The sequence below is a fragment of the Photobacterium sp. genome (assembly GCF_057456235.1).
In genome coordinates this window covers 100,198-125,164 of sequence record NZ_JBVCPH010000002.1, presented here as the reverse complement: position 1 = coordinate 125,164, position 24,967 = coordinate 100,198, and the positions used below count along the sequence as shown (strand labels likewise).

27 protein-coding genes and 1 pseudogene are annotated in these 24,967 nt (G+C 44.9%); 8 read left to right on the top strand and 20 right to left on the bottom strand.

Annotation, left to right across the window (positions count from 1 at the left end; all coding sequences use genetic code 11):
* Nucleotides 1-99 precede the first annotated feature (99 nt).
* The gene (locus tag AC2204_RS03285; RefSeq protein WP_318924062.1) at nucleotides 100-1,704 is read left to right on the top strand and encodes a sulfatase family protein; all 1,605 of its coding nucleotides are present in this window, start codon (nucleotides 100-102) and stop codon (nucleotides 1,702-1,704) included.
* 68 nt (nucleotides 1,705-1,772) lie between these two features.
* Here AC2204_RS03285 and AC2204_RS03280 read toward each other — a convergent pair whose 3' ends face one another.
* The 13 genes from AC2204_RS03280 to agaR all read right to left on the bottom strand — a co-directional run bounded on the left by AC2204_RS03280 (nucleotide 1,773) and on the right by agaR (nucleotide 13,252).
* On the bottom strand, nucleotides 1,773-2,291 hold the full coding sequence (locus AC2204_RS03280; RefSeq protein WP_318924061.1) for a YgjV family protein: 519 nt from the start codon (nucleotides 2,289-2,291) through the stop codon (nucleotides 1,773-1,775).
* 99 nt (nucleotides 2,292-2,390) lie between these two features.
* Entirely contained in the window at nucleotides 2,391-3,116 is a 726-nt protein-coding gene (locus tag AC2204_RS03275) for a CBM9 family sugar-binding protein (protein ID WP_318924060.1), read from the bottom strand.
* Nucleotides 3,117-3,227: 111 nt separating this feature from the next.
* A complete protein-coding gene (locus AC2204_RS03270) occupies nucleotides 3,228-4,307 on the bottom strand; it encodes a glycoside hydrolase family 88/105 protein (protein WP_318924059.1) in 1,080 nt (359 codons plus the stop codon).
* 11 nt (nucleotides 4,308-4,318) lie between these two features.
* Entirely contained in the window at nucleotides 4,319-5,083 is a 765-nt protein-coding gene (gene kduD / locus AC2204_RS03265; protein WP_318924058.1) for a 2-dehydro-3-deoxy-D-gluconate 5-dehydrogenase KduD, read from the bottom strand.
* 103 nt (nucleotides 5,084-5,186) lie between these two features.
* Nucleotides 5,187-6,017, bottom strand: coding sequence for a 5-dehydro-4-deoxy-D-glucuronate isomerase (gene kduI, locus AC2204_RS03260; protein ID WP_318924057.1), 831 nt, complete (start codon nucleotides 6,015-6,017; stop codon nucleotides 5,187-5,189).
* 59 nt (nucleotides 6,018-6,076) lie between these two features.
* A complete protein-coding gene (gene nagA, locus AC2204_RS03255) occupies nucleotides 6,077-7,228 on the bottom strand; it encodes an N-acetylglucosamine-6-phosphate deacetylase (RefSeq protein WP_318924056.1) in 1,152 nt (383 codons plus the stop codon).
* A gap of 2 nt (nucleotides 7,229-7,230) precedes the next feature.
* Nucleotides 7,231-7,677: a PTS galactosamine/N-acetylgalactosamine transporter subunit IIA gene (gene agaF / locus AC2204_RS03250; RefSeq protein ID WP_318924055.1), complete on the bottom strand. Its 447-nt coding sequence runs from the start codon at nucleotides 7,675-7,677 to the stop codon at nucleotides 7,231-7,233.
* Nucleotides 7,678-7,737: 60 nt separating this feature from the next.
* Nucleotides 7,738-8,631: a PTS system mannose/fructose/sorbose family transporter subunit IID gene (locus AC2204_RS03245; RefSeq protein WP_318924054.1), complete on the bottom strand. Its 894-nt coding sequence runs from the start codon at nucleotides 8,629-8,631 to the stop codon at nucleotides 7,738-7,740.
* Nucleotides 8,621-9,388 (bottom strand): PTS N-acetylgalactosamine transporter subunit IIC, encoded by a 768-nt coding sequence (gene agaW / locus AC2204_RS03240; RefSeq protein WP_318924053.1) that lies wholly within the window; start codon nucleotides 9,386-9,388, stop codon nucleotides 8,621-8,623. Before agaW ends, AC2204_RS03245 begins: the two co-directional genes overlap by 11 nt.
* Before the next feature lie 46 nt (nucleotides 9,389-9,434).
* Nucleotides 9,435-9,935: a PTS sugar transporter subunit IIB gene (locus AC2204_RS03235; protein WP_318924052.1), complete on the bottom strand. Its 501-nt coding sequence runs from the start codon at nucleotides 9,933-9,935 to the stop codon at nucleotides 9,435-9,437.
* A gap of 17 nt (nucleotides 9,936-9,952) precedes the next feature.
* Nucleotides 9,953-11,116, bottom strand: coding sequence for an SIS domain-containing protein (locus AC2204_RS03230; RefSeq protein WP_318924051.1), 1,164 nt, complete (start codon nucleotides 11,114-11,116; stop codon nucleotides 9,953-9,955).
* Nucleotides 11,117-11,126: 10 nt separating this feature from the next.
* Entirely contained in the window at nucleotides 11,127-12,413 is a 1,287-nt protein-coding gene (kbaZ, locus tag AC2204_RS03225) for a tagatose-bisphosphate aldolase subunit KbaZ (protein WP_318924050.1), read from the bottom strand.
* A 62-nt stretch (nucleotides 12,414-12,475) separates the two neighbouring features.
* Nucleotides 12,476-13,252 (bottom strand): transcriptional repressor AgaR, encoded by a 777-nt coding sequence (agaR, locus tag AC2204_RS03220; RefSeq protein ID WP_318924049.1) that lies wholly within the window; start codon nucleotides 13,250-13,252, stop codon nucleotides 12,476-12,478.
* Nucleotides 13,253-13,705: 453 nt separating this feature from the next.
* On the opposite strand from agaR, the pseudogene AC2204_RS03215 reads away from it, so the two are divergent.
* Nucleotides 13,706-14,143 (top strand): annotated as a pseudogene (locus AC2204_RS03215) (DDE-type integrase/transposase/recombinase); the annotation flags it as partial.
* 225 nt (nucleotides 14,144-14,368) lie between these two features.
* Here the strand turns inward: AC2204_RS03215 and AC2204_RS03210 are convergent.
* The 7 genes from AC2204_RS03210 to AC2204_RS03180 form a co-directional block, all read right to left on the bottom strand.
* Nucleotides 14,369-14,683, bottom strand: a complete 315-nt coding sequence (locus AC2204_RS03210; protein ID WP_318924048.1) for a heavy metal-binding domain-containing protein — start codon at nucleotides 14,681-14,683, stop codon at nucleotides 14,369-14,371.
* 13 nt (nucleotides 14,684-14,696) lie between these two features.
* Nucleotides 14,697-15,143: a GNAT family N-acetyltransferase gene (locus tag AC2204_RS03205; protein ID WP_318924047.1), complete on the bottom strand. Its 447-nt coding sequence runs from the start codon at nucleotides 15,141-15,143 to the stop codon at nucleotides 14,697-14,699.
* 56 nt (nucleotides 15,144-15,199) lie between these two features.
* Complete coding sequence (locus AC2204_RS03200; protein WP_318924046.1) at nucleotides 15,200-15,943, bottom strand: dienelactone hydrolase family protein; 744 nt, start codon at nucleotides 15,941-15,943, stop codon at nucleotides 15,200-15,202.
* A 180-nt stretch (nucleotides 15,944-16,123) separates the two neighbouring features.
* Nucleotides 16,124-18,037, bottom strand: coding sequence for a methyl-accepting chemotaxis protein (locus AC2204_RS03195; protein WP_318924045.1), 1,914 nt, complete (start codon nucleotides 18,035-18,037; stop codon nucleotides 16,124-16,126).
* Nucleotides 18,038-18,301: 264 nt separating this feature from the next.
* Nucleotides 18,302-19,093 (bottom strand): ribonuclease H family protein, encoded by a 792-nt coding sequence (locus AC2204_RS03190; protein WP_318924044.1) that lies wholly within the window; start codon nucleotides 19,091-19,093, stop codon nucleotides 18,302-18,304.
* Nucleotides 19,094-19,232: 139 nt separating this feature from the next.
* Complete coding sequence (locus AC2204_RS03185) at nucleotides 19,233-20,312, bottom strand: methyltransferase (RefSeq protein WP_318924043.1); 1,080 nt, start codon at nucleotides 20,310-20,312, stop codon at nucleotides 19,233-19,235.
* A 39-nt stretch (nucleotides 20,313-20,351) separates the two neighbouring features.
* Nucleotides 20,352-20,738, bottom strand: coding sequence for a hypothetical protein (locus AC2204_RS03180; RefSeq protein ID WP_318924042.1), 387 nt, complete (start codon nucleotides 20,736-20,738; stop codon nucleotides 20,352-20,354).
* 143 nt (nucleotides 20,739-20,881) lie between these two features.
* On the opposite strand from AC2204_RS03180, the gene AC2204_RS03175 reads away from it, so the two are divergent.
* From AC2204_RS03175 to AC2204_RS03150, 6 genes are read left to right on the top strand one after another with little or no spacing between them, the layout of a single operon-like run.
* Nucleotides 20,882-21,670 (top strand): beta-ketoacyl synthase chain length factor, encoded by a 789-nt coding sequence (locus AC2204_RS03175; protein ID WP_318924041.1) that lies wholly within the window; start codon nucleotides 20,882-20,884, stop codon nucleotides 21,668-21,670.
* A 3-nt stretch (nucleotides 21,671-21,673) separates the two neighbouring features.
* Nucleotides 21,674-22,489 (top strand): lysophospholipid acyltransferase family protein, encoded by an 816-nt coding sequence (locus AC2204_RS03170; RefSeq protein ID WP_318924040.1) that lies wholly within the window; start codon nucleotides 21,674-21,676, stop codon nucleotides 22,487-22,489.
* Nucleotides 22,490-22,495: 6 nt separating this feature from the next.
* On the top strand, nucleotides 22,496-22,753 hold the full coding sequence (locus tag AC2204_RS03165; RefSeq protein ID WP_318924039.1) for a phosphopantetheine-binding protein: 258 nt from the start codon (nucleotides 22,496-22,498) through the stop codon (nucleotides 22,751-22,753).
* 22 nt (nucleotides 22,754-22,775) lie between these two features.
* Entirely contained in the window at nucleotides 22,776-23,033 is a 258-nt protein-coding gene (locus AC2204_RS03160; RefSeq protein ID WP_318924038.1) for an acyl carrier protein, read from the top strand.
* Entirely contained in the window at nucleotides 23,030-23,590 is a 561-nt protein-coding gene (locus AC2204_RS03155) for a COG4648 family protein (protein WP_413466672.1), read from the top strand. Before AC2204_RS03160 ends, AC2204_RS03155 begins: the two co-directional genes overlap by 4 nt.
* Nucleotides 23,569-24,966, top strand: a complete 1,398-nt coding sequence (locus tag AC2204_RS03150; RefSeq protein WP_318924036.1) for an AMP-binding protein — start codon at nucleotides 23,569-23,571, stop codon at nucleotides 24,964-24,966. Before AC2204_RS03155 ends, AC2204_RS03150 begins: the two co-directional genes overlap by 22 nt.
* The last annotated feature ends 1 nt before the right edge of the window (nucleotide 24,967 follow it).

Below are 24,967 nucleotides of genomic sequence, written 5' to 3'. Positions count from 1 at the left end.
AAGAAAAGATAAGGCGATGAGCTTTAATCTCACCTAGTCTAATCTTGGTTTAATTTATCCGTTCTAAATTAAATATCTCAATTGTATTAAGGTCATGTTATGTCAATCTCTCGTCGAAACTTTATAAAAGGTGCGACTATCGCTGGTACTGCCAGTGCATTTTCACCAACAGCTTTCGCAAATAAAACAAACTCTGTTGTTATTAATAAACCCACTAACCCTAAAAACATTCTGATTATCACCGCAGATCAATTAGCAAAAAAAGCGGTCGCCGGTTATGGCAATGATTTTGTTAAGACTCCTGCAATGGACTCTATCATTAACAAAGGTACACGCTTTGAAAATGCTTACTGTTCATTCCCTCTTTGTGCACCATCACGCGCAAGTTTCTGGACTGGCCGCTTGCCACACCAGACGGGTATTATTGCGAACAGTAGCCCAAACATTCCAAACTCCATGGAAACGTTGGGTAATATTTTCTACCAAGCGGGTTATGAGTGTGTCCATTTTGGCAAACAGCATGACTACGGTTCATTGAAAAGATTTATTCGAGCGGATCAAGTACAGAAAGATGTTGCAACAACTTCTGCTTTTCCTGTTAACTATGATTCACGTGAGGATGTTTATTGCTTAGAAGAAAGTGTTAAGTTCCTGAAGGGCAAGACAAACAAAAAACCTTTCCTAATGGCGGTTGAATTCAACAACCCACATAACATTTGTGGTTGGGTTGGTAAATTTCAGGGAGAACACGGTGATATTAACGGAATTGGTGAGTTACCTGAACTACCTGAAAACTTTGAAGCCAATGATGATCTAATGAGTCGTTCTAAGTCGGTACAATATGCTTGTTGTACTCATAACCGTACTCGTCAGGCATCTCACTGGAATGAACTTAACTTTCGTCAGTATCTAAAAGCTTACTACCATTACACTGAGCTAGCCGATGATTGTATTGGGCAGGTTTTGAACACCTTAAAAGAGACTGGTCACGATAAAGATACTCTCGTTGTATTTTTTGCTGATCATGGTGATTCAATGGGCGCGCACCGATTAGTAACTAAAATGAACTGGTTCTATGATGAAACGACTAACGTTCCTTTTGTATTCTCTGGACCAGATATTAAGCAAGGAAATCAGTTAAACCAGCTTGTATCTCTTTGTGATTTGCTTCCGACTTTATGTGACTATGTAGGCTTACCAATACCTGAACATATTTATGGAAAGTCTGTCTTACCATTGTTGCAAGGTAACAAGCTAGATGACTGGCATGAAGAGGTTGTTTCACACTGGCACACAAACCGTGAAATGACAATTCAACCAGCTCGCATGATGCGCACTGAGAAATACAAGTACATTGTTTATCGTGAAGATAGTGATGAAGAACTTTATGACATGATTAATGATCAAGGAGAAATGAAGAATCTAAGTAAAGATCCTGCGTTCGCCAGTGTACTTGAGGATATGCGTAGTCGATTTAAAATTTATGTTGCTAATACTGTTGATCCGTTCTTCACCCAAGAGGTAGTGGTTGATAAACGTTGGCGTAGTCATGAGCTTGGTTATCACAATCATGAAGGTGACTCATCAATAGATATTTATCTCCGTGAAATTCGTCCACTAGAAAAAAAGAATGATATAAAAGCGATTGAGGCTGCAAAACAAGCAGTAGTTACTGCTGCTCGCGGATCTTATTGTAAAGCATAATATCTGTTGTCATTGACGCGAACATGATAGGTGTTCGCGTCCAGGTACGAATTTGCCTTTGCTCAACATCAAATACCGAATGAAGCCATTTTTCTATCACAATATAACCGATATAAAGTCACGATATTCATTGTTGCGCTACAGGCTTCTAGCAAGGATCCACCAATAGAACCCAAAGCTATATTATTGCCTAACCACAATAATGAACCAGTCAGCAAGCCTAAGCGTAGCCTGATCCCATCCAGCATAAAAAGTGAGTAGGTTCCTACACAGATTCCCAGCACACCAAGCACTTCACTCGGGCGCTGAATAGTGAGAAATCCAACACAGCTAAAGAGAAGAAACCCCACCATCACGAGCCTTGAACGGATTTTTATCGTAATTAAATTCCTAACCATCGAAACTGCAGCACAGAATGCAGATGAAAAGGAACTAAGTAAAATAAAGTGGAACACATTCATCAAACATAATACTGCCATCCACAATTTCAGCTTTGCATCTTTTTTCTGATAAAACGCAAATAATCCGATAGCAAAACTAAAAAAACCAAATAATTGTGCAATCAGATAGGTATTTTGATCTGACATGAATATAGTGTTCTCTTGTGCACGAAATAAAAAGCCTCTCTCTCATTCAATTTGACAGAATTAAAAAAAGAGGCAGATTAACTCAGATGTTGCTTATTGTTACTTAACCAGCTTGCAAAAACCGAAGGTGTCAGGATTATGAAAGTTTGGTTTTGCTGTTTGAGGATCAACCCAAGTCATCCAGCCCATATCAATACTACCGTCTTTCTGTGGGGTAAATTCAGCACGCATCAAAGCACACAGCAGTAGTGATTGCTTGTCATCCTGCCAAAGGCCCATCTCAGAAATTGTCGTTAGCGGTAGTTTACCTTCAATAATATAACCGTTATTCATGATGCTAGTCTTGGTCTCAAGACCAGGCCAGTTCCAGTTGCTATCCAGAGAGGCACGCTTTTTCTTCACCATATCGTAAGATGCTTCAGCACTGAAAACTCGCGCTTTGGGATCCACTTCCATTGTATAATAAGCAGATAACTGCGGATCTTTCGCCAGAAAGATTTCCACCCGATCTGAGTCAAGGATCGCACGCTCAGGATCTGTACCAATGGCCAGGTGCTGATCTTCTACCACATAGCGAAAGTAAACGGCCTGCTTATCCCATACTGCGCGAAACTCGGTATCAGGTGCAACATCGCCACGCCACGGAAAGGTAAATTGGGTTAATGGAACCGCTTTTTCCCAGGCTTTATCCACTCCTTTTCCATCAATGACCGGTGCTTCTTGGGTAAAGTTAATTTCATAAGTATTTTCCGCATCAGATGCGTTTACATGTGTTGCAACAATACTCGCTAATAATAGGGAAGAGAAAGTAAGTTTCTTTTTCATAATAAATTCCTGTTATTTTTATCTTGCTTATTTTCCATTGATTAAAAAAACTGATTTTATTTTCATAAAATCAGCTTGAATTTTTAAAGATCAAATTTGACAGATTCTCGATTATTCAGCTAAATGCATAACTTCTGTTGCAGCCAGAATAAATGCACCGGCACCATAATCGATATTGTGTTCAAACTTCACATCACGCGGATTGAAAGCCGGAAGCTGAACCCACCCCATCATACCGTTGTCATGAATTGCCGTTTGTAGTGCCGCCCAGGATGTTTCAACGACAGGTAAATATGTTTCACGGTCTAAAATACCGTTATTAATTCCCCATGCTAAGCCGTAACAGAATAATGCTGTTGCACTACTCTCTGGGGCAGGGAAGCTTTCAGGATCTAGCAAACTTGTCCGCCAGAAACCATCTGCTTGTTGATACTTGATAACTTCTGCTGCCAATGCTGTAAACAGGTCGATATAAGGCTGGCGCTGCTCGAAATCCTCTGGCAGACGCGCCAAAATTCGCGGGCATGCTGCCAACATCCAGCCGATACCGCGCGACCAGAACACCTTCTCACCGTTAGCTTCGCGTAGCTCTGCCCCACCGTGACCGAATTCATCACGGTACTTCTGGCCTAGCTCAGTTGGCATGTAACGGTAGTCACGGTAAAACAGGCCCGTTTCACGATCGTAAAGGTGATCAATCGAATCCCAGAACGCCGTATGCATGTAATCAACATACTTGCGCTCGCCGGTCACTTTCGACAAAGCCGCAAAGGCAGGAGGTGCCATGAACAGTGAGTCCAACCACCACCAGTCGCGATGGCCTGGTTTCGGCTCATCAAGCATAATATCGAACGCTTTAATGGTCGGTTCCAACGCTTGAGGGATGTTTATTATTGGGTAGACATCCAGATAAGCTTGGGCACAAACATGGTCATCAGCAAAACGCGGAAATACACCGGTCCGAAAACCTGTGTGTAATGTGTAGTTCATTACACCGTTCAGGTATTCCTGATCGTCAGTTGCCATCCATGCAGCAGAGACACAAGACCAGAATACTCCACGTTCCCAGTCCGTATCCTTGATAAAACGAGTCGCGCCACTGCGGCGAATCACAGAACGAGTCTGGTTCGCGGCTTGGTAGCGGTAGACATGTTTTAGCTGCTTTAGTACATGTTCTTTCATCAATGTCATGTCATCACCTATTAGCGAGCCAACCAGCCGCCGTCAACAGCAAGGGTGTACCCCGTTACGTAATCTGACGCCGGAGAGGCCAGGAAGATAACAGGACCGGCCATATCAGATGGCAGTCCCCAACGACTAGCAGGAATACGCTCCAGGATGGCCTTGTTGCGCTCTTGGTCTTCACGCAGCGCCTGAGTGTTATTGGTTGCCATATAACCCGGGGCGATAGCGTTCACAGTGATTTTGTGTGGGGACAGTTCAGTCGCCAGTGCACGGGTAATACCCATGACCGCAGACTTGGATGCTGTGTAGGAAATAACACGGATACCGCCTTGGAAAGACAACATAGAAGCAATATTGATAATCTTGCCGCCATTGCCTTGCGCAATGAAGTGTTTAGCAACAGCCTGAGACAGGAAGACAACCGCTTTTTGATTAATGGCGATAACATCGTCCCAGTTCTCTTCTGAAAAATCCAGCAGGTCTTCACGGCGAATAATACCGGCATTGTTTACCAAAATATCAACACGACCCATTTCAGTCACAGCCTGGTCAACCAGTGCAGTCAGAGCTTCTTTGTTCGAGTCGGCGATAAGGTTGGCAGTGATGTAGTGAAACTTGCGGCCCAGCGCTTCAACTTTCTCGCGCGTTTCTTCAGCTGGGACATAACCGATACCCAGAATGTCAGCACCAGCCTGTGCCAAGCCAACTGCCATGCCTTGACCAAGGCCCGTATCACAACCCGTTACAATGGCAACTTTGCCTGATAGATCAAATATATTCATTTTGAATTCCTGATAACTTTTAAATACGGTACGGCACGTTCGACAATGCAATATTAATAGGCAAGGTATGCCATACCGCTAAGTAATAAATAAGAGGTGGGGATTATTTCAGGTCGCTCATCGCAACATGGTCCATATCGTGGAACGTCTGATTTTCACCAACCATGCTCCAGATAAAGGTATATGCCGCTGTACCGACACCAGAATGAATTGACCAGCTTGGACTAATCACGGCTTGTCCATTACGAAGAACAATGTGGCGGGTTTCTTGTGGTTCACCCATGTAGTGGAACACAATATTGTCATCTTTCATGTTGAAGTACAGGTACACTTCCATACGGCGCTCATGCGTATGACACGGCATTGTGTTCCACAGGCTGCCAGGAGCCAGTTCAGTCAAGCCCATTAACAGCTGACACGTTGGCAATACTGCTGGATGCAGGTACTTATTGATAGTACGTACGTTGCAGTTTTCCTGGCTACCTAGTGTTTCAGGAGAAGCGTCTTCACGTGTAATTTTACGTGTCGGGTATGTCATATGAGCAGGTGCACTGTTTACATAGAAACGTGCTGGCTTTTCTGCTGATACACTTTCAAACTTAACTTCTTTGGTACCCTTACCCACGTAAATTGCTTCACGCGTGCCAATTTCAAATGTTTCACCATCAACGATAACCAAACCAGGTTCACCGATGTTAATAGCACCTAATTCACGGCGCTCAAGGAAGAAATCAACACCAATTTCTTTTCCGCCTTCAAGTGTTAGTGCTTCTGTCGTTGGTACTGCACCACCAACGATAATACGGTCAATGTGGCTATAGGTAAGATTAATTTGACCTTCCTGAAACATATCCTCAATCAGGAATTGCTCACGTAAACCTGCAGTATCTAACTGCTTTGCATGTTCGCTATGAATTGGTTGGCGAATTTCCATTATAAAACCTCGTAACTATCAGATTGGTAAAAGGGCTAGAATGACTGACGTAGATGTCATTACACTGCTTTATATGCCCATTCACCGTTGATTAAAGTGCCTTGCACTTGTAAATCGTTATTCATTATTGTGAGGCTCGCATCCATACCTTCAGCAATGCTGCCTAGGCGATGCGCGACCCCGAGATATTTCGCAGGTACTGACGATGCCATTTGCACCGCATCCCACTCTGGTACATGGCTTTCAAAGACCATGTTTCGTAATGCTTGATCTAAACTACAAGTACTGCCCGCTAAAGAACCGCATGGACTACGCGCTTCACCCTGAGTAACCGTGATCGTCTGAGCACCAAGCTGATACTCACCATCACTTAACCCACCAGCTCGCATGCAATCCGTGATTAATGCAATGCCCTGATAACCTTTCATCCGATACGCTAATTGCATCATGACAGGGTTAACATGAATGCCATCAGCAATCAGTTCAGCTAGCATGTCGTGGTATAAAACAGCGCCACAACAACCTGGTTCACGATGATGAAGTCCACGCATACCATTAAACAAATGCACACCACAATCAGCACCACGGTTATGCGCTTCAGTCACTTGGTCAAACGTTGCATCAGTATGTGCTACTGATGTTTTAATACCGTGTTCTGTTAGCCAGCTAATGGCTTCCATCGCACCTTCAGCTTCCGGTGCAACTGCAGCACGAAGTAATGAAGCCGAAGCCGCTTCTTTTAACTGTTCCAGTTCTCCAATTGATGGAGATTTCAAATAAGCAGGGGGATGAGAGCCACGATGTGGTTCAGTAAAATACGGTCCCTCTAAAAAACTGCCCAACAGCTCTGCGCCATGGGTTTGTTTCTGCTCAATGAAAGTACGCACACCAGATAACGCGTTTAAAATATCGTCCCAAGGTGCTGTTACTGTGGTACCTACCCAGCCGACCACACCGGTTTGCGGCAAGGCATTAGCAATGTTCTGCAACGCTTCATCCGTTGCATCCATCACATCAGCCCCTTGACGACCATGAATATGGATATCAACAAAACCCGGTAACAATGACTGACCTTCAAGATGGATCACATCACAGTCTGTCGGTATCGTTGCTGTCACTGCTTCGATCTTACCGTCAGCAATGATCACAACAGTATCGGTTTCAATACTAGCTGGGGTAAATACGCGATCTGCGAGTAAGGCGTAACGCATGCTTATAGTCCGTCTTCACATTCAAGATCTGGTTCAGGTTCAGCCATAACAGCTTCCAGCTGCTTGCGCATGTCTTGTATGCAAGAACCACCAATCTCTAACAGGATGTCAACCAACTCTTTTACGCTAACGTCTTCACGTTCAAACGCTGCATTGGCAATCATTGGCAGGTTCGCACCACCAATCAGTTCAACATTGTCAGTATCCATCATGATGCTTAAGGCACGGTTTGATGGTGAACCACCTGGAATGTCTGCTAAAAACAGAACACCTTCCCCTGAATCAACCTCTTTGGCTGCTTGACGAAGTTGCACTTCTAATTCGTCAGTTGACATAGATTCAACAAAATCAATAAACATCATTTGCTCTTGTTCACCAGCAATTGCTTTTACTGCCGATTGCATACCTGAAGCAAAGTTGATATGACCTGATACAACAATACCAATCATGGGTTAATCCTTGATAATGGGGGGATAACTCCCCCCTTATGAGCTCTTAATTCTAATAACTTAAAGAATGCCTAAATAGTGACCGACGACACCCGCAGCTAAGGTCGAGAAAATCAAAACAGGAGGTTTCGCCCAGAATCCGGTGCCTTTCACCAACTTAAGCATGAAGAACACCAACGCCAGTGGCAGTATATTCGGCATAACTTTGTCGAACAGAGCACTTTGCAGCTCAACAACCTTACCCCCCAACTCGAGTGATGCTGTCGTCTGCACCCGTATAAAGGTGGCTGACAGCGCACCAATCACAAAGATACCCATGATATTGGCGGCTTTTGCCACCTTTTCAGTGGCGTCGCTCAGGTTCACCATGGCAGCCGTACCGGCCTTATAACCCATAAACATCAGGCCAAAATACACGAAAAAATGAACAATCTGGTACAAGAAGAAGAATACGAAAGGACCTGCAATCGAGCCTTCCATCGCTATTGATGCACCTAGTGCCAATGTCAGGGGCATTAGAGTCATATGGTCGATAGCATCACCGATACCACCTGTTGGACCCATGCCCGCAACCTTCAGTACGTTCACCGTCGAAGGTTTTTCTTTGTTCTCTTCCATCGCAATCGATGTGCCAAGCAAGAAAGTGAACAATTTCGGGCTCGCATTAAAAAACTGCAGGTGGTTCTTTAATGATTTTGCAAAGTCACGCTTGTTATTACCGTGAATTTTCTTCAGTGCCGGAATAATCGAATATGCAAAGCCACCCGCCTGCATACGTTCGAAGTTAAAGTTACCTTCCATGAACAGTCCGCGAAAAGCACAGAGCCAAAGATCTTTCTTGCTAATCACTTTACGCGGAGTGGTGTCTTCGTATGCATCAATATCATCAACCAGACTTTCATGAACCTTGGAGTTTCTATCGGCTAGTTTGCCTGCAGTGATATCAGATGCCATCTTCGAATTCCTCTACTTGATTATTTGAATTTCCATTGTTACCGCTGAAGAAGTAATACAGTGCTGCTGCTGATGCACCTAAGATTGCTACCGCCATAATGGGCAGTTTCAGGTAAGTCGTCATCACGAAACCAATGAAGAACACACCAGACACTTCTTTCGACCACATGATTTTTAATAGCATAGCGAAACCGATAGCCGGAACCATCTTCGCACCAATACCCAGACCTTCTAACAGGACTTTCGGAGCATTTTCATCAATCCAGCTTGCAGCATGCTCGCCAAAATAAACGGTAATAAATGCAACAAGAGCGTACATCAGGCTTCGCAAACCAATGGTAGTTATAAGAAGTCGGTCGATACCCGCTGAATCACCAGTTTCTGCGAATTTATCCGCTTTGCCCATCGTGAAAGATGTCATTGCGAAGAAACCAATAACCAGCATTTGCATCAGCACTGCGATAGGCATACCCACACCCATTGCAACTTCAGCTGACTGACCGGTCATTACTGCAAATGCAACAGCGGCGATAGTACCCATGGTGACATCTGGCGGCTGAGCACCGGCATTAGGTACCAGACCTAACCAGGCCAATTCCAGTGTTGCACCGGCAATCAGGCCAATTTGCATATCACCCATGATCAGACCAACGACAGGGCCTGTAATAAGTGGGCGGTGGATGTTCAACGCGACATCGAATTTATCGATACCACAGAAGAACGCCCATATTGCGACAAGCGTAGCTTCAAAAAACATGATTCATTCCTTTTTAAATCTCTGTTTATGGTTTGTTTGGCGGTGCTTACGCAACCGCCGCGGCAAGTTCAAGTACATTTACTGGATTTTGATCCGGTGTGTTTTGCACTGTGCAAATCACACCGCGTTCGACCATACGTTCAAATGCGTTAATATCTATTTCATCAACAGAAACGGTTTTAGCAATCTGGCGTTTACCGTCATGGAAGTGCATGTTGCCAACATTACAGTGGGTAATTGGCACACCACCTTCAACTAAACGGGCTACGTCATTCGGGTTATTACACAGGATGAAGATTTTTTGCTTTGGCGATGCTTTACCAATCACATCAATCGTCTTTTGGATTGAAAAGAAACGTACCGCATATTCACCACCGGCAGAGGCTTTCATTCCTGCCTGCATAAAGGCTGCATTTGGGCCTTCAGCCGCATCATCATTTGCAACTAAAATAAGATTTGCTTCAGTGTGCTTACCCCAGGTAATGCGAATTTGGCCATGTAAAAGACGCTCATCAATACGCGTCCAGACAATATTTGGTGCAGTCATCAGAGTTCTACCTCTTCTTAATTATTAAAGTTATGGATAGTGACACCTTGGACAACGCGATTTACTTCGCCTGTTGGACAAGGGTTGTCAGGGGTATAGCCCAAAGCTAAAGAACGATGGAACGCATAGATTTGAGCAAAAAGAACATAAGGAAATAACAGTTCAACATCAGCGGCGGTTTCCATTCCTGGAACATGCCAGAAATCACCGTTTGTCACCTGATCGTCAAGCTGAGCTGTAATTGCTATCACCTTGCTAGCGATATTATCGCGACGCAGTTCGTTCAACAGATCGAGGTCATATTTACGGGTGTATGCGTTATTGGAAATGAAAACCACAATCATGGTTTTATTATTAACAATAGATTTTGGACCATGACGAAAGCCCAACGGTGAATCAAAGCAAGCCACTACTTCACCAGCGGTTAGTTCAAGTAACTTCAATGCCGATTCTTTTGCTAATCCTTGCAAACCACCGCTTCCCAAATAAATAACCCGGTCAATGTTATGGCTTGCATTATTACTTATATTTATATTAATTTCTTTGATCAACGCCTCAGAACACTTACAAATGCTTTCGATTTCTTTCGATAAATCTTTTTCCAGCATAAATACCGAAAAAACAGCTAACATCATCGAAGAAAAGCTTGATGTCATCGCAAAAGATTTATCATTTGTTTCTTCAGGCATTAACAAGGCAAATGACTTGCTATCATTTACACTGCCTTTATAAAGGTGACCTTCGCTGTTGCAGGTTACTACCAAGTGATAGCAGTTAGTCAGACACTGATTTGCTAATTCGACTGCGGCTAAACTTTCTGGACTGTTTCCTGATCGGGCAAACGATACAAGTAGTGTTGGAAGATCCTCAGCAAAATACTGACCTGGATTTGAAACAAGATCAGTTGTTGCAACAGCTTCTACGCGACGGCCAGTGATTTTTGAAAGTTCAGGTGCTAATGCACAACCAGCAAAAGCAGAAGTTCCAGCACCTGTCATCACAATACGCAGATCCTTCTGAGCTAAAACCAGCTCCATAAATACATTAATTGCAGGCTGACACTCTTGAATAATAGCGTGTGTTTTTCGCCAACATGCTGGTTGTTGTTCAATCTCTTTTGCAGTCCAGAACGCACTCAATGGTTCAAGTTTATTTTTCGCAAGGCCTAAATACTGGCTCATAATGTGTTCCTTAATTTTGTCCAAACTTACAAGCCTTCGCATAAACACGAAGAACCTGACGAATTTTGTCGATAACGAATGCTTTAGGCGTAGCGTCTAATTCACCATTACGTACGGCATGGAATTGCTCAGGCAAATATTGACTTAATAACGGTAATGGGATCCCTGATCGTGATAAGTTTTCAAACAATTTACTCTGTGCAGTATTTATATTTTTATCTGGCCAGTAATAACGAATACGATCACTGAAGCTGTAACAACGGGCGAAACGTTGTTGATGCGCATCACCATGATAATATTTATTCCAATATTCAGGAGCTTCACACATCTGCTGTTCAATATGATCTTTAAGATTTGAACAATGTGCTTTTGCAATGCTCTCTTCTTCAATCGCACATAAATTAAATAAACCTTCTCGCATCGCAAACGTAAGAGCTGGCCCTACTTTTAAAATCGCGAAATGGTCATTAACTAAACTCTGATAAGCATTTTCTGTTTGATAATCTGTTGAGTGTGCCTCAAATATCAGATGGTCGTAATCATCAACAACACGACTTAATGTCTCGGCTTTTTCTGAGCAATAATCAATAACCCCAGTGTGATCAAATTCAACGCCAGGTTGTACAACTAAGCCGATAACCCGTTCCCAGCAAGTAGAAATACCTGCTTTAACAAACGCTTCCTGATGACAATGGATAGTTTTTCTGGCCGCATCAGGAGAGGTAACGTCCAATTCCTCTAACTCTTCTGCCGCACCACCTGGAACTGGTACTTCAGTACCTATCACATAGACAACATCACTGCGACCAAATGTATTTACTGCTGTACTTTCCGACACTTTAGCTAATCGAGCTGCACGCTCTGCTACAACTTCATCGGAAAGCGGCACCGGATCACCAGCGCAAGACATACTGCAGTCGAGGTGAATTTTCTTAAACCCAGCTGCAACATAAGCGGCGATAAGATCATCAGCTTTAGCCATTGCTTCAGCAGCCGGAAGATCTTGCCAACGATTAGGTCCAAGGTGATCACCACCTAAAATTAATTTTTCTATTGGGAAGTAAAGTGATTCCGCCAGATCAAAAACAAAATTTCGGAAATTAACCGGTGTCATACCGGTATAACCTCCAAATTGATCAACCTGATTGGAAGTTGCTTCAATCAGCAGAAAAGAATTATCGCTTAACGCCTGAAGAAGAGATGCTTCAATTACTAATGGATGCGCAGAGCAAACAGAATAAATGCCATTGCAGCCACCTGCTTTATGACGTTTAACAATATCTAGAAGGGTGTTCATGTACTAACTCCACAATCAACATTTGATATGTAACTATGGAGTTAGTAGTACTATTGTAAGAGCTATCTCTTTGTATCTACGATAACAAGATTGACTCGCATATCCCGAAGGCCTTGAGCATATTCTTCTGGAATATCAGAATCAGTCACTAAAGTATCAATATGACCGAATTCGCGAATCATGTGGCAGCTGTGTTTACCAAATTTACTTGAATCAGCAACTGCTATAACTTGTTCAGAAATTTCACACATCAGCCGGTTTAAACTGGCTTCCTGTTCATTGTGTGTTGTAATTCCTGATCGTAAGTCAAAACCGTCTACACCTAAGAAAACTTTGTCAAAGCGATAATTCTTTAAACTGTTTTCAGCTTGCGAGCCGGAAAAAGAGAGCGCATTCTTACGAAGTACACCACCTGTCATCAATACTTCTACTCCAGAAGCCGACGACAACTCCATAGCCACATCCAGACCATTGGTCATTACTACTACATCCTCAACATTTTTGAGGTTGGACGCGATTTCGCGAGTAGTAGTACCTGAATCCAGAATGACTGTGTCACCACTTTCAATCAGTTGAGCAGCAGCTTGTCCAAGTAAAGATTTAATGCCAGCGTTTTGACGGCGCTTTTCATGAACAGTCAGCTCTGCTATTACCCCTGTGTTTGGAATTGCAGCGCCATGAGAACGAACAACATAACCATTTTTTTCCAAAAAACTGAGGTCACTGCGAATGGTGACACTGGAGACACTAAATCGATCAGCTAGGTCCTCGACACGTGCTTTACCATCTTGGTTAACCACATTGACGATTTCCATCCGTCTTTCGACAGCACTTTTCATCTTGTTTAGTCTCCTCGCGAAACCAACCATCACTTTCGATTGATTTCGAATTAAGCTTACACCCAAAAAACAAAGCAACAACCCGAAAATTAAAATCTTGCGATCTCTTTCACAATCTTTCGGTATTGCCATCCTGATTTACGATATCTTGCACTCGCAAGATTAGAAATACAAAAAACGAAAAAACATCATACGTTAAAGCTAATAAATAATAGCCATACAAGTCACAATTTAACTTATTATTTCCTTCAAATCAAAAATACATCGGCTTTCATTTTGAAAGAAAGCCATGCAACATCGCTTCTTTTTTGATCTCATCCCAAGCTGCCAACCTTTCGTAGGCTTACGATGACACAAATAAATACCAACATGAAAACATGAAAAAAAGAAACGGCTCAGCTTTCGTTTTTTGCCTTTTTTACGAGTAATACTCATTCCGGTTCTGTCGCATCTTGGTACTACCTCTATCGGGCTGTCGATAAGTACGGTGACACAATCGATTTCATGTTGACTGAAAAACGGGATGAAGCCGCCGCCAGAAGCTTCTTTGATAAGGCGATAGGACGACATGGCTTACCAGAGAGGGTGGTCATCGACAAGAGTGGTAATAACGCCGCCGCGTTAGGTAGCTTGAATTGGCAGATTTGGTTTGCTGGCATAATCGGCGGGTTTATTGAGGTGCTCCAAGTGAAGTACCTCAACAATATCGTGGAGCAAAGCCACCGTGCGGTGAAATGGAAGATGCGGTACCGCGCTCGGATTCAAGTCTATCGAGTATCGCCGTTGTTGAGTTATGGAAGATGCTTCGCAAAGGTCAGATCAAAAATGCTGGAGATATGTCTGATAGGGAGCCATTTTACTCACTGGCGGTCTGATTATATCTGGGGATAGGTGTTTCTACATTCCAATTCCAAGATGCGACAGAACCAAGCCTTTAATGGGTAAGCAAGCAGAAGATATTCAAAACAAAGCCCCCGATTAACGGAGGCTTTGATTCATACCTATTTTCGCTGTAACAGTGCGTGAATATTTCTTACTGCCTGTTCGGCAGGTCTCATTTCAGATGCACTGTCGCTGAAAGCATATGACTTTGCACGTATCACATTTATTACACCGTTAGCGTAGTTTTACCGCTGTACCATAAGCCAGAATTTCTGATGCGCCTTCCATGATGGCGCTGGTAGTAAAGCGCAGGTTGACAATCGCGTCAGCGCCCAAAGATTCAGCTTCGGCAATCGCTCGGTTCAGCGCTTCTTCCCGAGCTTCTGTCAGCATTTCGGTATAGCCTCTGATCTCACCACCAAAGATGGTTTTAAAACCGGCCATAATATCTCGTCCGACATGCTTCGATTGCACGATATTGCCCGTAACCACGCCGAGCGTTTCTTTGATCTCGCGGGCTGAAATATCGGGTGTTGTGACACATAACATACCTTAAACTCCCTTAAAAACGGTACTCAAATGGAATACAACCACCGGGTAAAGGTTTGGCGTCACCTATCTGCTCAAAGCCCACGCGATGATAGAAACCCGCAGCATGGTTTGATGAAGAAAGCTTTACCCGGCCTTTTGCAGATCGATTCTTACAGGCAGACAGCGCTTTTAAAACCAAGTCTCTGCCTATCCCTCTGGCATGATAATCCGGATCGACAAACAAGTTGGCCAGATTCCAGTGATTTTTGACCAACACGACACCGACTATCCTGCCATCGAGACGATACAGAAAATGTGCGGCACTTTGCTTATTATCCTTCCACCACAAAACATTATCCGCACAATGGTTGACCAGATCATCGGCAATGGCATGAGGTACATCGATACAAGTCTTGATAGCGTTATCGATTAGCACAATTATCTCAGGAATATCGCTATCGGTTACTTCTTCAATCATGCAATATCTTTCGCTGTTGGCTTTGCCTATACCATAACGTTTAAAAACCTGATTAACTACTTCAATTCATTCAAATACGCCAGAAAACGATGCCATGATTTATGATCTGCCTCTTCACGATAATTGGGAGAATCGAACACCGTAAAGGCGTGAGGTGCGCCGCTGTAAACAATCATTTCGTGACTAACCTGACTCGCTTCTAACGCTTTCGACAGAGCGGCAAAGTCTTCCATTGAAATAGCCTGATCTGCCGCGCCGTGCATGACCAGCACACTTCCTTTCGTTTTGGCATAATCCTGATCTTGCGGGGTTTTCAGCCCACCATGAAAAGTGACAAAACCTTTCATATCTGCACCGGAACGGGCAAGTTCTAAAACGGCGGCACCACCAAAGCAATATCCCATGGCAACAACGTCATCGGTTTGCGCTCCCTTGGCTTCTGCTGCTTTTAGTCCGCCATTAAGCAAGTCGCGCATTTTCTGCCTGTCTTTATAGAGTTCGCCGGTATGCTGGCGCTTGTCTTCAACTTTTGTCGGCCTGATCCCGGCACCAAACAAATCAACGGCAAATACAGCGTATCCTTCTTCAACCAGCATCTCGGCACGCTTTATTTCGTAGTCAGTTAATCCGTCCCAGTCATGAACCATCAATATCAACGGAGCATCTTTAGCCGGTGATATATAGTATCCCTCATAATTTTGCCCGTTTACCTGGTAACTCACTGACTCACCCTGCAGCGCCAGAACTGAACCGGAGACAAACAGTAATCCTGCCAATATCATTTTTATTCTGCTGGTCATCTTATTATCCTTTTAAGTGCCTGTTGTCATTAAACCAATCGTATTAGTGTAGTCCACACACTGCTCATTCAATGACCACTCTTGTTAGGTTTTCGATTATTTCGGTTTTCTACCGGCGAAAAAAAGCCAGCGTTCCAACGCTGGCCTTGAATACATGTTTAAGCTAAGGAATTAAATGACTTACTTAAGCTTAAATTGACTGACAATCGCCGCCAGCTGTTCGTTACTGCTCGCGAGGTTGCGTGTGCTGTCCATGGTTTGGGCTCCATTTTCGGTCAGCTGACCAACCATGTCCTGGATTGTCATCATGTTGCGGTTGATCTCTTCTGTAACCGTACTCTGCTCCTCTGCAGCCGTGGCAATCTGAATCCCGAGATCATTAATTTTGACCACAGATGTCGCCATCGTGTCCAGGCTATCGTTAACGTTGGAGGTCGTATCAGCCGTTTGTTGGCAACGCCGCTTAGTATCATCCATCGCGGTGACGACTGAACTTGTGCCCTTATGTAACTTAGTGAGCATTTCGTTGATTTCAGATGTACTCTGCTGCGTTCTGGCAGCCAGTGCTCGTACCTCGTCAGCAACAACCGCAAACCCCCGCCCCTGCTCTCCGGCACGCGCTGCTTCGATAGCAGCATTCAAAGCCAGTAAGTTGGTCTGATCGGCAATTTCGCCAATAACGCTAAGGACAGAACCGATTTTTTGAGCATCTTCACTCATGGTCTGAATATTGAGTGCCATGGCGTCAACTTCATCAACCAAGGCCGCCACGCTGCTTACGGCACCGTCAACCACTCGTTTAGATTCCTCGGCTTCATCACTGGTATCTTGCGTAAATGCCGCCGATTGTGAAGCACTTTGCGCGACACTGTCTGCCGTTGAGCTCATTTCATTTACAGCGGTGACGACCTGATCTGTTTCTAAAGCGTGAGAAGCCAAAACGGTATCGTTCAGCTCGGTCTGTGTCTTAAGTTGCTCGATACCTTCTGAAATATGCCGGGATGATTGGGATACTTCCAGCATCATCGCTTGCAAATTGCCGATAAAAGTATTTACCGCCTCGGCGATTTGGCCCAGATCATCTTTGGTATTCACATCAAGGCGCCGGGTGAGATCGCCATTGCCCTGCGATAAATCAACCACCGTGCTTTTCAACGCAAGAATTGGACGATACAACCGATTCAGTACTACCAAAATAATCGCCGAAGCAAAGAGGATCAGTAACCCGGCAGTGAATAAGGCGGTCTTCAAGGCTTCATCGACTTTAGCGTAAGCCACTGACTTGTCGATACCCACAAGCAGGTGCCAACGAGCCTCTTTATCAAGCTCAATGGTCTGGAAGTAAGCTATCTTGTCAACACCACCGAAGCGGTAATTGAAAATTCCGCTATCCGAGGCAAGCACCTTGCGCTCGAGTTCAGCAAGTTCGGGAAAGTCAGAAAGTTTGGTTTTACCGGGCTCATAGACTTCGTTGGTTGCCGCAATCGTTGTACCCTGGCTGTCATATAAACCAGTCATAGCACCGGGGAAAGGGGACTGATTAACCACATCGGTAAGCAGGCTCAACTCGATATCGGCAAGTAAAACACCGCGGAACTTGCCTCCATCGAAGAAAGGTTCAGCGATGCTGACCATCAGGTTGCCCGATGATGCCCCGGTATAAATACCGGTGATTACCGTGCTGCGCTTCTGCTTGGCAGACTTATACCAACCACGAGTACGCGGATCGTAGATAAATACGCTGCGCATACCACTTTTGGCACCATAAGAGCGGCCATCTTCAAATCCCACAACAATATCTGATGCTTTTGTCGCGTTCGCGATTTGCTTAACCATCAGGGTAAGTTGCAAATCACCGCGATCAGTCGCGAAGTCCGGTGCTGTTGCGATAAGGCCTTCTTTAATGGTATGAAACCAGTCGGTAATTTTATCAGATGAGCTCTCAATTTTGAGCATTGAATATTCATCAACATTACTCAGAATTGACGCTGAAAGCTGGCGATAGGAAAGGGAAGTCGAAATAGCTAATGAAGCGGTTAATAATAAGACAACGACCGCGATAATACGGCCCTTAAAACTCGATAATATATTCACGTGATGTCCATACTCTTCAAATACGTTCTGGTACGTTTTTAGTTAATTATTATTCATAATTATTACATAAGGTTACAGTTAGGAAACGTATGTCTATCACAAAACGATTGGATGACTAAATCAAAAACCGCCCAATAAGCGATTATGGCATAAACATCTATTTTCTGGCGGACTAAAAATGGCCAGAGGGAGCCCTGAACCTCGTATTTTGAATAGACCAATCAGCACCTTGGTACCGATTGGTATTAGGTCTTATTGCAGCCGTTAGCCCGCTCTCAGCGCAAGAATGTTCTGTATATCCAGGGGGCCTGAATACTGGCTGAAACGGACTTCTTGCTGGTCGATGCCAAAGATTGACATGCGGTCTGCCAACTCGTTACCTTCGATCCCGATGTGCGCCTTGACATGAGAGACAACCACGTCATCGCTTATTTCTTTATAGAGCTCATGAGCCTGCTGAATAATTTCAAGATTTTTTATATCTCCTTCCGTTCTCCTCTTCCACCCCTTTTTCTGCCAACTAAATGCCCAGTTAGTAATACAGTTTATGGAGTATTGTGAATCACAGAGAATTTGAACCGTTTTGCCATTATCAATCGCTTTTTTCGCTATCTGCAATGATTGATATAACGCGTTCAGCTCTGCTGAGTTATTGGTTCCCTGAGGGTTATACAGCCCGTACCACAGCTCGGCTAAACTTCCGTCGCGATACACCGCCACGCCCGACCCTGCTTTGCCTGGATTCGGATCGCAGCCACCATCGCAGTATATTTTGACGTCAAAATGTTGGGATGATGCATTATCCTGCTCTGCCGATTTCACACCGGTGGTTTTCAATGTCGCAGGAGCCTTACCTGCTGCACTGGCCGGCTTTTTCACCACGCTTTTACCCGCAGAACTCCATCCTGCAGCATAAGCCGCTTCAGCTTCCTGCTGAGAGGGAAAGGATTTGTATTTTGCCTGAGGATACTTATCAACCTGCTTTTTGGTATACGGCCAGCTCGTGAATACACCTGTTTCCCGACCCACCCATACAACGTAGAACTTTTTCGACATGCCTTTACCTTACATCTTTCTTTCGTACTGCCACACCTTTTAGTGGCAGCGCTAATAGTCACTCAATCTCGTCAATTGCACAATCGCTTTGCCATCCAGTACATATCGATGGCGTGCTCATTGACTCATCATTTGCCCGCTACTTCGATGGAAGAGAAGGTTTCAGCTCGAGTAACGTGTGGCCCAAGCCAATATCATCGGTCCGGGTCGCGACGTCAAAACCCGCTTCAGCGACAATTTCAAGGAAATCGTCACTGCGATAGAAACGGCTGTTGCCGTTAGCTAAACAGGTAAAATACAGTGATGTCGCATTCAGGCTGTAGGCAGCAGCGTCGTAACGCTGGGCATCCCAAAACAGTTCCAGAATATACACCGTGGCATCGGGTGACATTGCCTGGCGAACTCGGCGTAAAATACTGAGAATTTCCATTGGCGAGAAGCAATCAAGAAACTGGCTCATCCACCACACATCTGCGCCATTCGGCAAAGGTTGAGATGGATCCAGCATATTGGTTGGGTGACCTTTGATACGATCGGAAAAACCCTGTTGTTTGGCATTTTCCAGTGCCATTTCAATTTGCTGCGGCAGATCAATGATAGTCACTTCAACGTCGGGGTCATAATTACAACACTGCAGTGCCCATTTACCGGTATTGCCGCCAATATCAAAAAGACGTTTTGGTTTACGGGCAAAGACACGATTTAGCAAAACAGGAAAGGAACGATCTGAATAGAAATGATCAAAATTGAACCAGCTCTCTTTGGCTTTTTCAGGTAACTGCGATAAGCCTTCATAAATCGTTGCCCAGTCGCCCAGCTCTTTGAGACCTGCTGGCGTGCCTTCTTTAATCGCTTCGGTCAGGTGCATCATCGCGGCGTAACAAACATCTGCAGTGAAGTCCATATTCGCCTGAGTCATGCCATCATGTTGCAAGTAATGCCCCAGCTTTGCTAAAACATAGTTAGGTTTATTCCAGGTGACAATATGTGCACTCAGGGCCATATCCAGCAGCACTTTAACACCGTATTCGGAAACCTCTGTTTGCGCGGCAATTTGCTGAGCATTTAGGCCGTCTTGACCCGCCTCATCAATAGCAGCCAAAATGCCTAAATCACGCAATGTTCTTGCGGTATGAAACACAATTGGCGCAAACGCCAGTTTTTGAGCTTCCGTTTTTGCATCAAGTGCATTAAATGGGTCGCGTTGATATAAAGTCACAAAATAAGCCTAACTAATATTGTTGTTAAAAAATGGATTTTACTGAGCCAGCATCGCCAGCTTCTTCTTAATATCCACATCAAGATTATTTATCCACCGGTTGTAATTACGGTGAATTTTCCCGTCCTCATACTTGAGGTTGTCCGAATCAGCGTATTCGATTGAGTAAGTTTTCGCATTATAGGTAATATCAATGATCGCTCGATGTGATCTCGCCTGATATTCACCTCGGATTTTCCCCGGCGTTGTTTCCCGCATGACCCATCCTCGGCCAATGCCAGCCTCTATAATAGCTTGTTTTACGTGAGAGCTTTGAAGGTTAAATACAACTGGGGTATTCTCTACATTAAGGAGCGGTTGCACTCGACTACAACCCACTAGCGTAACAAACATAGCTGCGACCACCAGCCCTTTTATGAGTTTCATGGGGTTTCCTTATTCGATGAGTAGGCCGCGAAAGAGTCGTTGCCTGAACAATAAACAATCATATACTCTTCTCGTAACCATCTGACGGCAAACTTTACTTTTAATGATGGAACCGAGAAAGCAGGAAGTATACAATCCCCCCAATGAACAGTGTACATTTTAACATCATTAACTGGCAGGCACTTTCTCCAGGCTTAATCGATCCGGCAGCATGGGCGACCTGGGCAGACAATCATCAGATCTGGCCAGAAACTCCCGTGCCGGTTCCCAGCACCCTGATCCCGGCGATGATGCGCCGTCGTATGAGCTCATTGAGCAAGCTTGCTATGCAAACAGCGATCTCCCTGATCCAACAAATACCTGATCAGGACATTGATTACATTGTTTTTTCGAGCCGACATGGTGAACTGACCAGAACGGTCAAACTGCTGCAGGATATCCTTAATGGAGAAGATGCCTCTCCCACCGCATTTTCGCAATCCGTCCATAATACGGCTGCAGGTTTATTTACCATTGCAACCCGAAAGGCGATTCCGGTCGCCTCAATTGGTGCTGGCGAAAACACCTTACATTCCGCATTGATTGACGCTGCCGCCTATTTAGCCGAATACCCGAATCATCGCGTGCTGGTTGTCGATTTTGATGAGCCACTCCCAAGCCCGTATCAGCAATTTGACGTGGGCCACTACCAGAGGTACGCACTGGGGATGGTGTTAACCGGTGGTGGTGATTACCAACTATCCTGGGAGCCAGTATCAAGTCAGACTGTCACTGGTTCACCACAAGCCCCCTTTTCTGAAAAGCCGTTATCAGAAGCGCCGTCACCGGAAGAACAGATGCCGCAATCTCTTGGTGTCATTGCTAATTTACTGAGCAATAACAACACATGGTCGATAGCTGCGCGGCGAACGCATTGGCATTGGAAGCGTTAATTCGTGGCGGACCAATCTTTATCTCTGTCTCAACGCATCAATAAAATCTGGCGCGTATTTGCAACCGGTCTCTGTTTTTCATTGTTCGGCCTTGGGGCTCTTTGCCTGACGTTTATCATCTTTCCTCTGATAACAATATCAACAAAAAATCAGGCACAGCGAGAATTGAAAGTGCAATCAATCATTCGTCACTCTTTCGCGTTCTTTTGCCAGACGATGCGGTTCTGGGGAGCCATTGACTACAAATTTATCGGCGAGGAAGTACTGCAACAAGATCGCAACTGCTTAATTGTCGCCAATCACCCGAGTTTGATTGACTACGTGTTAATTGCGTCGCGTTTACCGCAATGCGACTGTTTAGTTAAAGCGGCTATATGGCACAATCCATTTATGAAAGGGATTGTAAAAGCAGCAGGTTATATTCCAAATCGCGATCCTGAGAGCTTACTGGAAGACTGCAGCGTAAGGCTTAAAAGTGGCAATGTCTTATTAGTTTTTCCGGAAGGTACGCGTACAACGCCGGGCCAGGCCTCGAAACTTCAGCGAGGGGCGGCACAAATAGCGGTCAGAACCCAAACAGATGTACGCGTGGTCCATATTACCGTTAAGCCCAGCTTTTTAACCAAAGAGAAAAAATGGTATCAGGTACCGGATACCAAACCCTTTTTTCGCATAGACGTGAAGGAGAAAATAGACATTGCTTCTATTCTCCGCGAAACCAGTTCATCAACATCAGCGGCCAGGCAATTAAATCGCCACCTTGCGGATGTTATTTTTCCGCCTTCTGATGAAGGCATAAATACGATTAAAGACAGGTAGGCCACTGTGGACCAATTACAAACTGAACTAAAAATGCTCATCATTGAAGCACTGAACCTCGAAGATATCACGGTTGATGATATCGAAACCAATGCACCACTATTCGGTGACGGTTTAGGCCTGGACTCAATCGATGCGTTAGAATTAGGGCTCGCAATTAAGAAAACCTATCACGTTGTGATCGATGCCGATGACACGAATACGCGTCAACACTTTGCTTCCGTGGCAAATCTGGCAAAATACATCTCACAGAACAAAGCCTAACGGCAAACAAAGCGTAACCATTATGACAGAAGTAAATCGTAACCAAATTTTTGAACTCGTACGTGATGCATTAGTGGAGTTATTCGAACTTGATGCTGACGCCATCAAACCTGAAGCACAGCTTTATCAAGAGCTTGATCTAGACAGCATTGACGCTGTGGATCTTGTCGTTCATCTGCAAAATCAGACCGGAAAAAAAATCAAACCAGAAGAGTTTAAATCTGTCCGTACCGTCGACGATATTGTCGATGCGGTTGTTAATCTTCTGAAGGCTGAATAATGCGTCTGCTGACGGTGCTGTCAGCGACTGCATTACTTGCTTACCCGCTAGCAGTTTATTACGGGCTTAGCCAATGGGGGCTGGGAACGGTAGCCGGACTGCTGGCGGTGTTGTTTTTGCTGCGGATCATCGCGGGAAACCAAACTCGTCTGCGCGAATTCAAATATATCGCCTGGCTCAGTGGTGGGGCCGGGATTGTTTTGACGTTACTTGGCGGCCTGTTTCGACAAGAAGGCTGGTTCACCTTTTACCCGGTGATAGTCAATACGCTGATGCTCGGTTTGTTCGCATCCAGCTTATGGCAGCAAGAAACCCTGATTGAACGTCTGGCACGGTTACAAGAACCGGACTTACCTGAAAGTGGCGTACGTTACACCCGAACGGTCACCAAGGTTTGGTGCGGATTTTTTTTATTCAATGGTTCGGTAGCGTTAGCCACCTGCTTTATGCCATTAGCGACATGGACTCTGTATAACGGCTTGATCAGTTATATTCTGGCAGGCTGTCTGTTTATCTCGGAATGGTTTATTCGCCAATGGATGCAAAAAAAGTCATGACCTCCAAATCATTAGCAAACCTGATGGCCTCTCCCCGGCCCGACTCTCAGCCAGTGGCAATTGCACAGGCTGATATCGTCTCCTGGTCACGGTTTTATCATGATGTCAGCCAACTGACTCAACAACTGACATCCAGCAAGCACCAGCGTTGGGCTATCTGCTTTGATGACAGCTACTATTTTGCCGTTGCCTTTATGGCGGCAGCGCACGCCAGGCGCCATCTTATTTTGCCCGGCAACCATCAACCTGCCGCATTAGCTGAACTATCAACCCACTTCGATGCAGTTTTGCATGATGGCGTATTTCAGCATAACTTCGATAAAGCCGCGTTTAAGCTACCGGCGTCATCTGCTGCAGAGATAACCAATTCCACCCGTTTTTCGCCATTACCTTTGAGTGACATTCGGTTAACTCTGTTTACCTCAGGCTCTAGCGGTACCCCGAAAGCGATTGAGAAAACCCTCGATTTGCTCGATGCTGAAATCGCCCAGCTGGAGACAACCTGGGGCGAGCTACTGTCAGACTCAATCGTTGCCAGTACCGTTTCGCACCAACATATTTACGGCTTGCTGTTCCGGGTATTATGGCCGCTCTGTGCCGGTCGGCGATTTGAACGATTTGACCTGATCTATCCAGAGCAAGTCATGGCACATGCCAGTCAGAACAGTACCTTAATCAGTAGTCCAGCCCTGTTGAAACGACTGACGGATGATCAGGCAACCACCGCCTATCGCGCCATTTTTTCATCCGGGGGCCCATTACCACCAAGTGCTGCCCAGCAGAGTTTGCAATTATTTGAGCAACTGCCGTTTGAAGTATTTGGCAGTACCGAAACCGGCGGTATCGGCTATCGACAGCAGCGGGAACCAGCAACCCCATGGCAACGATTCTCCTCTATCGAGATGGCATTAAATGCCGAGGGATGTTTGCGTTTGCGCTCACCGTTTGTTGATCCACAAAGCTGGTATCAAACCAGCGATCAATGCGAGCTGCTAGCGGATGATCAGTTTATACTAAAAGGCCGCGCTGACAGGGTGGTTAAAATTGAAGAAAAGCGGATCTCGTTAACAGAAGTCGAACGTCGCTTGTGCCAGCTGGAATGGATTGAAGAAGCAGCCGTTTTTCCGCTGCAAGAAACCAATCGCCTGATTCTGGCAGCCGTCATCACCCTGAGCGAGCAAGGTCACGCAACCCTATCAGAGATGGGTAAAGGCAAGTTCTGGTTGACGCTGAGACAGGAATTAAGGCTATGGCTGGAACCTGTCGGTATCCCCCGTCGCTATCGAGTCGTTGATGAAATCCCGCTTAACACCCAGGGTAAACGACTGATCAGGGACTTGGAACTGCTGTTCAAACAACAATCCAAAGACATTTAAG

Excerpts from the sequence above, each read along its gene's own strand:
- AC2204_RS03275 (WP_318924060.1), bottom strand. The coding sequence starts at position 3,116 with ATGAAAAAGAAACTTACTTTCTCTTCCCTATTATTAGCGAGTATTGTT.
- kduI (WP_318924057.1), bottom strand. The coding sequence starts at position 6,017 with ATGGAAATTCGCCAACCAATTCATAGCGAACATGCAAAGCAGTTAGAT.
- AC2204_RS03160 (WP_318924038.1), top strand. The coding sequence starts at position 22,776 with ATGACAGAAGTAAATCGTAACCAAATTTTTGAACTCGTACGTGATGCA.
- agaF (WP_318924055.1), bottom strand. The coding sequence starts at position 7,677 with ATGATTGGTATTGTTGTATCAGGTCATATCAACTTTGCTTCAGGTATG.
- AC2204_RS03285 (WP_318924062.1), top strand. The coding sequence starts at position 100 with ATGTCAATCTCTCGTCGAAACTTTATAAAAGGTGCGACTATCGCTGGT.
- kbaZ (WP_318924050.1), bottom strand. The coding sequence starts at position 12,413 with ATGAACACCCTTCTAGATATTGTTAAACGTCATAAAGCAGGTGGCTGC.
- AC2204_RS03205 (WP_318924047.1), bottom strand. The coding sequence starts at position 15,143 with ATGATTGAAGAAGTAACCGATAGCGATATTCCTGAGATAATTGTGCTA.
- kduD (WP_318924058.1), bottom strand. The coding sequence starts at position 5,083 with ATGAATATATTTGATCTATCAGGCAAAGTTGCCATTGTAACGGGTTGT.
- AC2204_RS03150 (WP_318924036.1), top strand. The coding sequence starts at position 23,569 with ATGGATGCAAAAAAAGTCATGACCTCCAAATCATTAGCAAACCTGATG.
- AC2204_RS03190 (WP_318924044.1), bottom strand. The coding sequence starts at position 19,093 with ATGTCGAAAAAGTTCTACGTTGTATGGGTGGGTCGGGAAACAGGTGTA.
- AC2204_RS03175 (WP_318924041.1), top strand. The coding sequence starts at position 20,882 with ATGAACAGTGTACATTTTAACATCATTAACTGGCAGGCACTTTCTCCA.
- AC2204_RS03245 (WP_318924054.1), bottom strand. The coding sequence starts at position 8,631 with ATGGCATCTGATATCACTGCAGGCAAACTAGCCGATAGAAACTCCAAG.
- AC2204_RS03210 (WP_318924048.1), bottom strand. The coding sequence starts at position 14,683 with ATGTTATGTGTCACAACACCCGATATTTCAGCCCGCGAGATCAAAGAA.
- nagA (WP_318924056.1), bottom strand. The coding sequence starts at position 7,228 with ATGCGTTACGCCTTACTCGCAGATCGCGTATTTACCCCAGCTAGTATT.
- AC2204_RS03270 (WP_318924059.1), bottom strand. The coding sequence starts at position 4,307 with ATGACATTGATGAAAGAACATGTACTAAAGCAGCTAAAACATGTCTAC.
- agaR (WP_318924049.1), bottom strand. The coding sequence starts at position 13,252 with ATGAAAAGTGCTGTCGAAAGACGGATGGAAATCGTCAATGTGGTTAAC.
- AC2204_RS03200 (WP_318924046.1), bottom strand. The coding sequence starts at position 15,943 with ATGACCAGCAGAATAAAAATGATATTGGCAGGATTACTGTTTGTCTCC.
- AC2204_RS03180 (WP_318924042.1), bottom strand. The coding sequence starts at position 20,738 with ATGAAACTCATAAAAGGGCTGGTGGTCGCAGCTATGTTTGTTACGCTA.
- AC2204_RS03280 (WP_318924061.1), bottom strand. The coding sequence starts at position 2,291 with ATGTCAGATCAAAATACCTATCTGATTGCACAATTATTTGGTTTTTTT.
- AC2204_RS03230 (WP_318924051.1), bottom strand. The coding sequence starts at position 11,116 with ATGAGCCAGTATTTAGGCCTTGCGAAAAATAAACTTGAACCATTGAGT.
- agaW (WP_318924053.1), bottom strand. The coding sequence starts at position 9,388 with ATGTTTTTTGAAGCTACGCTTGTCGCAATATGGGCGTTCTTCTGTGGT.
- AC2204_RS03235 (WP_318924052.1), bottom strand. The coding sequence starts at position 9,935 with ATGACTGCACCAAATATTGTCTGGACGCGTATTGATGAGCGTCTTTTA.